This window comes from Hydrogenophaga sp. (assembly GCF_036675665.1).
Lineage (GTDB): Bacteria > Pseudomonadota > Gammaproteobacteria > Burkholderiales > Burkholderiaceae_C > Hydrogenophaga.
The window spans coordinates 1-7644 of record NZ_JAKFEO010000019.1 but is presented as its reverse complement, the minus strand read 5'-3'; the positions used below and the strand labels follow the sequence as shown (position 1 = coordinate 7644).

Genomic DNA, 7644 nt, shown 5'->3' with positions numbered 1-7644 from the left:
TCGAAGGTGTAGCCCTTGTCGACCCATTTGCGCACCGCGTCGCGCAGTTGTTCCTGGTCGTCGCTGAAATCGAAGTCCATCTGTTTTCTCCTTAGCCGAGCACGGTCTGCGCGACGATGTTGCGCTGCACTTCGTTGCTGCCACCGTAGATGGTGGTCTTGCGCAGGTTGAAGTAGGTTGAAGCGAGCGGCGCGTTCGCATTGACGCCGCCGGGGAAGTTGCCTTGCCAGCCGGCTTCCATGGCTTCCTCGATGAAGGGCAGGCTGTAGGGGCCGGCCGCGAGCATCATGAGTTCGCTGTAACGCTGCTGGATTTCGCTGCCCTTGATCTTGAGCAGGCCGGCGATGTCGAGCGAGTTCTTGCCCGACTTCTCGGCCGAGAGCACGCGCAGCACCAGCATTTCCAGCGCCACCACGTCCACTTCCAGCAGGGCGATCTGGTCGCGGAAGCGGCTGTCGTCCCACACGCCTTCGGCCTTGGCGATGCGTTTCAAGCGTTCGAGCTCGCGCTTGGCGCGGTTCACGTCGGCGATGTTGGTGCGCTCGTGGCTGAGCAGGTGCTTGGCGTAGGTCCAGCCCTTGTTCTCTTCGCCGATCAGGTTCTCTGCCGGCACTTCCACGTTGTCGAACCAGACCTCGTTGACCTCGCACTCGCCGTCGAGCAGCTTGATGGGGCGCACCGAGACGCCGGGCGATTTCATGTCGATCAGCAGGAAGGAGATGCCGGTCTGGGGCTTGCCTTCGTTGCTGGTGCGCACCAGACAGAAGATCCACTCGCCGTACTGGCCCAGCGTGGTCCAGGTCTTCTGGCCGTTGACGATGTACTTGTCGCCCTGGCGCTCGGCGCGGCATTTCACCGAGGCGAGATCCGAGCCGGAGCCCGGCTCGCTGTAGCCCTGGCTCCACCAGACTTCCCCGCTGGCGATGCCGGGCAGGAAGCGTTCCTGCTGTGCCTTGTTGCCGAAGGCCATGATCACCGGCGCCACCATCACGGGGCCGAAGGGCACCACGCGCGGCGCGCCGGCCAGCGCGCATTCTTCTTCGAACAGGTGCTTCTGCACCGCGGTCCAGCCCGGGCCGCCGAATTCCTTGGGCCAGCCCCAGCCCAGCCAGCCCTTCTTGCCGAGGATCTTGGCCCAGCGCTGCATGTCGTCGCGCGTCAGGCGCAGGGCGTTGTGGACCTTGTGGGCGATCTCGGCCGGCAGGTTGGCCTTGACCCAACCGCGGATCTCCTCGCGAAACGCCTGTTCTTCGGGCGTGAATGCCAAATCCATGGGATGTCTCCTGGTGGCCGCCACAGGGTTGTGCCGGCGAATTGAACAACGCCGGCCAGTTTCGCACGACCGTTCGTTTTATGGCTGTCCGGGCTGCGACAAGCCGAGCTGTTCGTTCAGATTCTGGAGTTGGTCTTGCAGGGCTGCCACGGTGTTTTCCAGCGTGGCCAGCCGGCGGGTGAGGTGGATCAACTCGTCCTCGGTGGCCGCGCTGCCCTGCGCCGCCGGGGCGGCGGCGAGGGCTGTCGTGTCCACCGGGCCGCAGAGCAGGTGCGCCCACCGCTGTTCGCGGGCGCCGGGCGCGCGCGGCAGCTTCACCACCAGGGGACCACCCTTGTCCGTGCTGCGGTCCTGCAGCTCTTCCAGAAAGCCGTCGACCGAGGCGATGTCGAGAAACTTGTACCAGCGCTCGGTGTTCAGGCGCAACTCACCAGCGGTCTGCGGGCCGCGCAGCATCAACATGCCCAGCAGCACGGCGGACTGTTCGGGCACAGCCGCGGCGCGCGCGAAATTGTGTTCGTAGCGCGTGACGCGGCTGCCGCTGCCCTCCAGCACCATGTGCAGGCTGCGCAGGGCATCCAGCGCTTCCAGCACGGCGGCGTCCGCCAGGTTCATCACCGGCTCGCGGCTGGACTTCTGGTTGCAGCCGGTCACCAGCGCATTGAGCGTGAGCGGGTAGCTGTCGGGCACGGTGCGCGCCTTCTCCATGAGGGTGCCCAGCACACGTGCCTCGGCGGGCGAGAGCGGGCGCTGTTGAAAATCGTGGCCGCGCGGGCGGCCGGCTGAAGGGGTTTGCAGGTCTGAGGTCATTACACTTCCCGGCCATGTCTGGCGTGAACAAAAACATCGTGATTCTGATCTCCGGCAGCGGCTCCAACATGGCCGCCATCGTGGAGACCGCCCGGACGCAGCGCTGGCAGACCCGGTATGGTGCGCGCGTGGCGGCGGTGATCAGCAACAAGGCCGCCGCACAGGGGCTGGTGTGGGCGAAGGGGCAGGGTATTGCGACAGCCGCGCTGGACCACACCGCCTACCCCAGCCGCGAAGCCTTCGACGCCGCCCTGATGACCGAGATCGACCGGCATGACCCGGCGCTGGTGGTGCTGGCCGGCTTCATGCGCATCCTCACACCGGGTTTCGTGCAGCACTACGAGGGGCGCCTCGTGAACATCCACCCCAGCCTGCTGCCCGCCTTCCCCGGTCTGAAGACGCACCAGCGCGCGATCGAGATGGGCTGCCGCATCGTGGGCGCCAGCGTGCACCGCGTGACGTCCGAGCTGGACCACGGCGAGATTCTTGAACAGGCCGTGGTGCCGGTGTTGCCCGGCGACACGGCCGAGACGCTGGCGGCGCGTGTGCTCACCCAGGAGCATCTGATCTACCCGCGAGCGGTGGAGAGATTGATTTCCGCTTGAGGTGACTGGCTCCCTCGCCCTCTGGGAGAGGGCGGGGTGAGGGCCCGCGCTCAAACCCCTTTGTGAAAGACGAGCCCGGCATGCTCCCGCATCGCATGGAACTTGATCTTGGGCCAGTTGGCCTCCACCGCGCGCAGCGTGGCCGCGTGATCCACCAGCAGCGTGGGCGCGTCCACCGCATCCAGCGCCACCCGGTGGCTGTTGGCGTCGATGAACTTCTTGAGCTCGATCTCGCCGCCGTCCTCGGGCGCACAGGTCACCCAGCGCGCCACCTGGTAAGGGCTGTTCATGATGCGGGCCTTCACGCCGTACTCGTGCTCCAGGCGGTGCGCGACCACCTCGAACTGCAGTTGACCGACCGCGCCGAGCAGCAGCACCGAGCCCGCTACCGGGCGGAACACCTGGATCGCGCCTTCTTCGCCGAGCTGGGTCAGGCCGGCGCGCAGCTGCTTGCTGCGCAGCGGGTCGGCCACCTCCACGCTGCGGATGATTTCCGGCGCGAAGAAGGGCAGACCGGTGAATTGCAGGCTCTCGCCCTCGGTGAGCGTGTCGCCCAGTTGCAGCACGCCGTGGTTGGGGATGCCGATGATGTCGCCGGCAAAGGCCTCGTCGAGCAATTCGCGGCGTTGTGAGAGGAAGCTCACCACGGTGTTGGGACGCAGATCTTTGCCCGAGCGCACCACCTTGAGCTTCATGCCGCGCTCGAAATGGCCGCTGGCCACGCGCACGAAGGCAATGCGGTCGCGGTGCGCCGGGTCCATGTTGGCCTGGATCTTGAACACCACGCCGCTGAACTTGGGCTCGTCGGGGTGCACGGTGCGCTGGATCGCGGGGCGGTCACCCGGCGGCGGGGCCAGGTCCACCAGTGCGTCCAGCACCTCGCGCACGCCGAAGTTGTTGACCGCCGAGCCGAACAGCATGGGCGTCTGCTTGCCCGCCAGGAACAGCGCTTCGTCGAAGGCCGGCGAAGCGCCGGCCACCAGTTCCAGTTCGTCGCGGGCCTGCTCGAACTCCGAGCCGAAGCGTTTCACGCTCTCGGGGTTGTTCAGCCCGACCAGCACGTCCTCGTCGCCACCGCGGCGGTCTTCGCCGGCGGCGAACACGCGCATCTGGTCGGTGCGGCGGTCGAACACGCCGCGGAAGGTCTTGCCCATGCCGACCGGCCAGGTGAAGGGCACCACCGTCATGCCCAGCTCACGCTCGATTTCGTCCATCAGGTCCAGCGGCGCCTGCACTTCGCGGTCCATCTTGTTGACGAAGGTCAGGATGGGCGTGTTGCGCGCGCGGCAGACCTGCAGCAGGCGGCGCGTCTGCGGCTCCACGCCGTTGCCGGCGTCGATCACCATCAGCGCGGCATCGACGGCGGTGAGCACGCGGTAGGTGTCTTCCGAGAAGTCCTGGTGGCCCGGGGTGTCCAGCAGGTTGATCACGCAGTCGCGGTATTCCATCTGCATCACCGAGGAGGCAACCGAAATGCCGCGCTGCTTCTCGATCTCCATCCAGTCGCTGGTGGCGTGGCGCGCGGCCTTGCGCGCCTTGACGCTGCCGGCGATGTTGATCGCGCCCGAGAACAGCAGCAGCTTCTCGGTGAGCGTGGTTTTGCCCGCGTCGGGGTGGGAAATGATGGCGAAGGTGCGGCGGCGACGCACCTGTTGGGAAAGTTCGGACATAACCGACGATTATCGTGCTCCCATGGGAGGGAGCCGCGTCAGCGGCACAGCGGGGAGACAATACTGGCTATGCACCCCAAAGCCCTCCTGGACGAATGCGCCAGCCTGATCGAACAAGTCTTCAAGTTCGAGCACCCCGCCGATGCTGTCATCGCCCGCCACTTTCGCGAGAATCGTTCGCTCGGATCCCGCGAACGCGCCACCCTGTCCGACACTGTCTACGCCATCCTGCGCCAACGCCTCAAGCTGGAATGGCTCGCGCGCTCAGGCAGCGGTTCCAAGTGGCGTCGGCTGGCGATCCTGGCCTTTCCCGGCGACCGCGATTTCATCAAGAGCGCGCTGACCGAACCCGAGAAGACCTGGCTCGACCACTGCGATGCCGTGACCGACGCCGACCTGATGGCGCAGCACCGCCACAACCTGCCAGATTGGCTGGCCACCTCCTTGCGCGAACAAGTGGGCCATGAATTCGACGCCCTGGTGGACAGCCTCAACCAGCCCGCGCCGCTGGACCTGCGCGTGAACCTGCTCAAGGCCAAGCGCGAAGCGGTGCTGGCCTCGCTGCAAAAGGCCGGCCTGACAGGCGTTGCCACGCCGTATTCACCCTTGGGCATTCGGCTCCAAGGCAAGCCGTCACTGGCCAGGTTACCCGCGTTCACCGAGGGCGAGGTCGAGGTGCAGGACGAAGGTTCGCAGTTGCTTGCCCTGTTGCTGGATGCCAAGCGCGGCGAAATGGTGGTGGATTTCTGCGCGGGCGCTGGCGGCAAGACGCTTGCCATCGGTGCCGCCATGCGCAACAGCGGCCGGCTCTACGCTTTCGACACCTCAGGCCACCGCCTCGACGCGCTCAAACCGCGCCTGGCACGCAGTGGCCTGTCCAACGTGCACCCGGTGGCGATTGCCCACGAGCGCGACGACCGCATCAAGCGCCTTGCTGGCAAGATCGACCGGGTGCTGGTCGATGCGCCGTGTTCTGGTCTGGGTACGCTGCGCCGCAGCCCCGACCTGAAATGGCGTCAGAACCCCCAGACCGTGGCGGCCCAGGCCGAGCTGCAACTCGCCATCCTCAACAGCGCGGCCCGCCTGCTCAAACCGGGCGGGCGCCTGGTGTATGCCACCTGCAGCTTGCTGAAGCAGGAAAACGAGGAGGTGTGCGCGGCGTTCGAGGCGGCCCATGCCGAATTCGAGGCGGTGCCCGCAGCTGGATTGCTGGACGCCGCTCAAGTCCAGAATGCGGCATCCTTGTGCCAGGGTGACGAAGGGCGCTGGTTGCGGCTGTGGCCGCATCGGCATGCAACGGATGGCTTCTTTGCTGCCGTCTGGCGGAAAAAGCCTTGAAAAGCGGTCAATTCACCTGATCTGAAGCAGTAGTTTCCACATTCGGGGCTGGATATGGGTTGGTGATTGCCACCCCCGCCCTTAAAATCGTGGGCGTTACTGCTCCGGGTGCTCTGGAGCCCACTCGGTATCCATCCGCTCCCATGGGCGGTCTATTGGGAAATCAATGTCTTCTTCCGACTTCGGCATCTTCTCGTCCATCTGGGACGGCCTCATTCAGTTCCTCGCACATGGCCTGACCGGTGCGACCTGGTGGCAAGCCATGATCGTGGCCCTGGTATTCGCCCACATCACCATTGCCAGCGTCACCATCTACCTGCACCGCCATCAAGCCCATCGCTCGCTGGACCTGCACCCGATCGCATCGCACTTCTTCCGTTTCTGGCTCTGGATGACCACCGGCATGGTCACCAAGGAATGGACCGCCATCCACCGCAAGCACCACGCCAAGTGCGAACACGAAGGTGACCCGCACAGCCCGGTGGTGTTCGGCATCAAGAAAGTGTTCTTTGAAGGCAGCGAGTTGTATCGCGCCGAGGCCAAGAACCAGGAAACCCTGGACCGCTATGGCCACAACACCCCCAACGACTGGATCGAGCGCGTGGTCTACACCGGCCGCTCACGCCTGGGTGTGAGCCTCATGCTCATTTTGAATGTGGCGCTGTTCGGTGTGCTGGGCGTGACCGTCTGGGCCATCCAGATGATCTGGATCCCGATCACGGCCGCCGGCATCATCAATGGCATCGGCCACTGGTGGGGCTATCGCAATTTCGAAGCGACTGACGCCAGCACCAACGTGTCGCCATGGGGCATCCTCATTGGTGGCGAAGAACTGCACAACAACCACCACACCTACCCCACGTCGGCCAAATTGTCGGTCAAGCCTTACGAGTTCGACATCGGCTGGATGTATATCACCATGCTGAGTTCGGTGGGCCTGGCTTCAGTCAAGAAGGTGCCGCCCAAGATGGCGTTTGGCGATGTGAAGCCCGTGGCGGACGAGAAGACCCTGGAGGCGATCATCGCCAACCGTTACGAGGTGATGGCCGGTTACGCTCGCGAAATGCGCATGGCCTGCAAGCGTGAGCTTGAGGCGCTGCAACGCCGCCGCGGTGACGCGACCGTGTTGCAATCCGCCCGCCAATGGCTTCACCGCGACGACGACAAGGTACCTGCCAACGTCAGACCTCAGCTGGCCCAAGTCCGCGCCGAGCACCCGGTGCTCGACAAGATGGTCACCATGCGTGAAGAGCTGCGCGCCCTGTGGTCCAGCACCACCGCCACCCGCGAGCAACTGGCCACCGACCTGCAGGCCTGGTGCCGCCGGGCTGAAGAAAGCGGCATCGCTGCCTTGCGCGATTTCTCCATCCGCCTTCGCTCGGCTCACGCCTGAGATAGACCCACCCCCGCGCCGCACCTGCGGCGCGTCACCCCCTAAAAGGGGGCGTCATCCGCGGCCCGGCAAAGCCGGTTCCGCGATGACCTTGGCGAAGGACCACAAAAAAGCCCGCTGTTTTCACAGCGGGCTTTTTGTTGGAAATCGCTCGTTTACTTGAGTTTGATTTCTTTGTAGTCCACATGCTTGCGAGCTTTGGGATCAAATTTCTTGATCAGCATCTTCTCGGGCGTGGTCTTCTTGTTTTTGGTGGTGGTGTAGAAGTGGCCGGTTCCAGCGGTGGATTCCAGCTTGATCTTCTCGCGTGCGCCTTTGGTTGCCATGTTTGGTTCTCCTTAAGCTTGACCGCGTGCGCGCAGGTCGGCGAGCACGGCGTCAATGCCGTTTTTGTCGATCAGGCGCAGGGCGGCACCGGAGACGCGCAGACGCACCCAGCGGTTTTCGCTCTCGACCCAGAAACGGCGGTATTGCAGGTTCGGCAGGAACCGGCGCTTGGTTTTGTTGTTGGCGTGGGAAACATTGTTCCCGACCATGGGCTTCTTGCCCGTGACG

At 64.8% G+C, this 7644-nt stretch carries 8 protein-coding genes; 3 read left to right on the top strand and 5 right to left on the bottom strand.

Going from position 1 to position 7644, the window contains the following annotated elements:
• Positions 1 to 91 precede the first annotated feature (91 nt).
• Together V6M63_RS09105 and V6M63_RS09100 are read right to left on the bottom strand one after the other, a co-directional pair.
• On the bottom strand, positions 92 to 1273 hold the full coding sequence (locus V6M63_RS09105; RefSeq protein ID WP_332741268.1) for an acyl-CoA dehydrogenase family protein: 1182 nt from the start codon (positions 1271 to 1273) through the stop codon (positions 92 to 94).
• Between the two features lie 78 nt (positions 1274 to 1351).
• The gene (locus tag V6M63_RS09100) at positions 1352 to 2083 is read right to left on the bottom strand and encodes a YceH family protein (protein ID WP_332741267.1); all 732 of its coding nucleotides are present in this window, start codon (positions 2081 to 2083) and stop codon (positions 1352 to 1354) included.
• Between the two features lie 14 nt (positions 2084 to 2097).
• Here V6M63_RS09100 and purN point away from each other — a divergent pair, with 14 nt between their 5' ends.
• A complete protein-coding gene (gene purN, locus V6M63_RS09095; protein ID WP_332741266.1) occupies positions 2098 to 2688 on the top strand; it encodes a phosphoribosylglycinamide formyltransferase in 591 nt (196 codons plus the stop codon).
• A 50-nt stretch (positions 2689 to 2738) separates the two neighbouring features.
• Here the strand turns inward: purN and V6M63_RS09090 are convergent, their stop codons facing one another.
• Positions 2739 to 4358 (bottom strand): peptide chain release factor 3, encoded by a 1620-nt coding sequence (locus V6M63_RS09090; RefSeq protein ID WP_332741265.1) that lies wholly within the window; start codon positions 4356 to 4358, stop codon positions 2739 to 2741.
• Between the two features lie 69 nt (positions 4359 to 4427).
• Between V6M63_RS09090 and V6M63_RS09085 the strand changes: the two genes are divergently transcribed.
• On the top strand, positions 4428 to 5696 hold the full coding sequence (locus tag V6M63_RS09085) for an RsmB/NOP family class I SAM-dependent RNA methyltransferase (RefSeq protein WP_332741264.1): 1269 nt from the start codon (positions 4428 to 4430) through the stop codon (positions 5694 to 5696).
• A 166-nt stretch (positions 5697 to 5862) separates the two neighbouring features.
• Positions 5863 to 7089, top strand: a complete 1227-nt coding sequence (locus V6M63_RS09080) for a DesA family fatty acid desaturase (RefSeq protein ID WP_332741263.1) — start codon at positions 5863 to 5865, stop codon at positions 7087 to 7089.
• 155 nt (positions 7090 to 7244) lie between these two features.
• Here the strand turns inward: V6M63_RS09080 and rpmG are convergent, their stop codons facing one another.
• Positions 7245 to 7415 carry a 50S ribosomal protein L33 gene (gene rpmG / locus V6M63_RS09075; protein WP_056269543.1) on the bottom strand — a complete coding sequence of 57 codons (171 nt, stop codon included), beginning with the start codon at positions 7413 to 7415 and terminating at the stop codon, positions 7245 to 7247.
• A 12-nt stretch (positions 7416 to 7427) separates the two neighbouring features.
• Positions 7428 to 7644 (bottom strand): 50S ribosomal protein L28 (rpmB, locus tag V6M63_RS09070; protein ID WP_332741262.1); only part of this gene is annotated, 217 nt, incomplete at its 5' end.

What these genes read in the sequence shown, in the direction of transcription:
- V6M63_RS09105 (WP_332741268.1), bottom strand. Translation starts at nt 1,273, where the DNA reads ATGGATTTGGCATTCACGCCCGAAGAACAGGCGTTTCGCGAGGAGATC.
- V6M63_RS09100 (WP_332741267.1), bottom strand. Translation starts at nt 2,083, where the DNA reads ATGACCTCAGACCTGCAAACCCCTTCAGCCGGCCGCCCGCGCGGCCAC.
- purN (WP_332741266.1), top strand. Translation starts at nt 2,098, where the DNA reads ATGTCTGGCGTGAACAAAAACATCGTGATTCTGATCTCCGGCAGCGGC.
- V6M63_RS09090 (WP_332741265.1), bottom strand. Translation starts at nt 4,358, where the DNA reads ATGTCCGAACTTTCCCAACAGGTGCGTCGCCGCCGCACCTTCGCCATC.
- V6M63_RS09085 (WP_332741264.1), top strand. Translation starts at nt 4,428, where the DNA reads ATGCACCCCAAAGCCCTCCTGGACGAATGCGCCAGCCTGATCGAACAA.
- V6M63_RS09080 (WP_332741263.1), top strand. Translation starts at nt 5,863, where the DNA reads ATGTCTTCTTCCGACTTCGGCATCTTCTCGTCCATCTGGGACGGCCTC.
- rpmG (WP_056269543.1), bottom strand. Translation starts at nt 7,415, where the DNA reads ATGGCAACCAAAGGCGCACGCGAGAAGATCAAGCTGGAATCCACCGCT.